The organism is Bacillus sp. A260, assembly GCF_009861435.1.
GTDB lineage: Bacteria > Bacillota > Bacilli > Bacillales > Bacillaceae_G > Bacillus_A > Bacillus_A cereus.
Genome location: NZ_CP046398.1, coordinates 295001 through 297500, shown reverse-complemented (window position 1 = coordinate 297500; position 2500 = coordinate 295001). Strand labels below are relative to the sequence as shown.

Below are 2500 nucleotides of genomic sequence, written 5' to 3'. Positions count from 1 at the left end.
TAAATTAAAAATAATAAAAATAAACACAAAAAAACCTAAGTCAAAATGACTTAGGTTCTTGCTTGGCGACGTCCTACTCTCACAGGGACAAGGTCCCAACTACCATCGGCGCTAGAGAGCTTAACTTCCGTGTTCGGTATGGGAACGGGTGTGACCTCTCTGCCATCATCACCAAACTATGAAGGCATATTCCTTCAAAACTAGATAACATTGCTACATATTATATGGTTAAGTCCTCGATCTATTAGTATTCGTCAGCTCCACATGTCACCATGCTTCCACCTCGAACCTATCAACCTGATCATCTTTCAGGGATCTTACTAGCTTACGCTATGGGAAATCTCATCTTGAGGGGGGCTTCATGCTTAGATGCTTTCAGCACTTATCCCTTCCGCACATAGCTACCCAGCTATGCCCTTGGCAGAACAACTGGTACACCAGCGGTGCGTCCATCCCGGTCCTCTCGTACTAAGGACAGCTCCTCTCAAATTTCCTACGCCCACGACGGATAGGGACCGAACTGTCTCACGACGTTCTGAACCCAGCTCGCGTACCGCTTTAATGGGCGAACAGCCCAACCCTTGGGACCGACTACAGCCCCAGGATGCGATGAGCCGACATCGAGGTGCCAAACCTCCCCGTCGATGTGGACTCTTGGGGGAGATAAGCCTGTTATCCCCGGGGTAGCTTTTATCCGTTGAGCGATGGCCCTTCCATGCGGAACCACCGGATCACTAAGCCCGACTTTCGTCCCTGCTCGACTTGTAGGTCTCGCAGTCAAGCTCCCTTATGCCTTTGCACTCTACGAATGATTTCCAACCATTCTGAGGGAACCTTTGGGCGCCTCCGTTACACTTTAGGAGGCGACCGCCCCAGTCAAACTGCCCACCTGACACTGTCTCCCGGGTCGATAAGACCCGTAGGTTAGAATTTCAATACAGTCAGGGCGGTATCCCACCAGCGCCTCCACCGAAGCTAGCGCTCCGGTTTCAATGGCTCCCGCCTATCCTGTACAAACTGTACCAAAATTCAATATCAGGCTACAGTAAAGCTCCACGGGGTCTTTCCGTCCTGTCGCGGGTAACCTGCATCTTCACAGGTACTATAATTTCACCGAGTCTCTGGTTGAGACAGTGCCCAAATCGTTACACCTTTCGTGCGGGTCGGAACTTACCCGACAAGGAATTTCGCTACCTTAGGACCGTTATAGTTACGGCCGCCGTTTACTGGGGCTTCAGTTCAGAGCTTCGCTTACGCTAACCCCTCTCCTTAACCTTCCAGCACCGGGCAGGTGTCACCCCCTATACTTCGCCTTACGGCTTCGCAGAGAGCTGTGTTTTTGCTAAACAGTCGCTTGGGCCTATTCACTGCGGCTTTCCGTTAAGAAAGCACCCCTTCTCCCGAAGTTACGGGGTCATTTTGCCGAGTTCCTTAACCAGAGTTCTCTCGCACACCTTAGGATTCTCTCCTCGCCTACCTGTGTCGGTTTGCGGTACAGGCACCTTTTATCTCGCTAGAAGCTTTTCTTGGCAGCGGGGAATCAAAGACTTCGCTCCATAAGGAGCTTCCCCATCACAGCTCAGCCTTTACGATAAGCGGATTTGCCTACTTATCAGCCTAACTGCTTGGACGTGCACAACCAATCGCACGCTTCTTCTATCCTTCTGCGTCCCTCCATTGCTCAAACGATAAAGAGGTGGTACAGGAATATCAACCTGTTGTCCATCGCCTACGCCTGTCGGCCTCGGCTTAGGTCCTGACTAACCCTGAGCGGACGAGCCTTCCTCAGGAAACCTTAGGCATTCGGTGGACGGGATTCTCACCCGTCTTTCGCTACTCATACCGGCATTCTCACTTCTAAGCACTCCACCAGTCCTTCCGGTCTGACTTCACTGTCCTTAGAACGCTCCCCTACCACTGATACCATTGGTATCAATCCGCAGCTTCGGTGGTGTATTTAGCCCCGGTACATTTTCGGCGCAGAGTCACTCGACTAGTGAGCTATTACGCACTCTTTAAATGGTGGCTGCTTCTAAGCCAACATCCTAGTTGTCTAAGCAACTCCACATCCTTTTCCACTTAATACACACTTTGGGACCTTAGCTGGCGGTCTGGGCTGTTTCCCTTTTGACTACGGATCTTATCACTCGCAGTCTGACTCCTAAGGATAAGTCATTGGCATTCGGAGTTTGACTGAATTCGGTAATCCGATGAGGACCCCTAGTCCAATCAGTGCTCTACCTCCAAGACTCTTACACTTAAGGCTAGCCCTAAAGCTATTTCGGGGAGAACCAGCTATCTCCAGGTTCGATTGGAATTTCTCCGCTACCCACACCTCATCCCCGCACTTTTCAACGTGCGTGGGTTCGGGCCTCCATTCAGTGTTACCTGAACTTCACCCTGGACATGGGTAGATCACCTGGTTTCGGGTCTACGACCACGTACTAAACGCCCTATTCAGACTCGCTTTCGCTGCGGCTCCGCCTCTTCAGCTTAACCT

2 rRNA genes (1 of these 2 only partly in view) are annotated in these 2500 nt (G+C 51.2%); both read right to left on the bottom strand.

Features of this window, described 5'->3' with window-relative positions:
* Nucleotides 1-60: 60 nt before the first annotated feature.
* Nucleotides 61-176, bottom strand: a 5S ribosomal RNA gene (gene rrf / locus GD442_RS01645).
* 48 nt (nucleotides 177-224) lie between these two features.
* A 23S ribosomal RNA gene (locus GD442_RS01640) occupies nucleotides 225-2500 on the bottom strand; it runs 646 nt beyond the window's last position.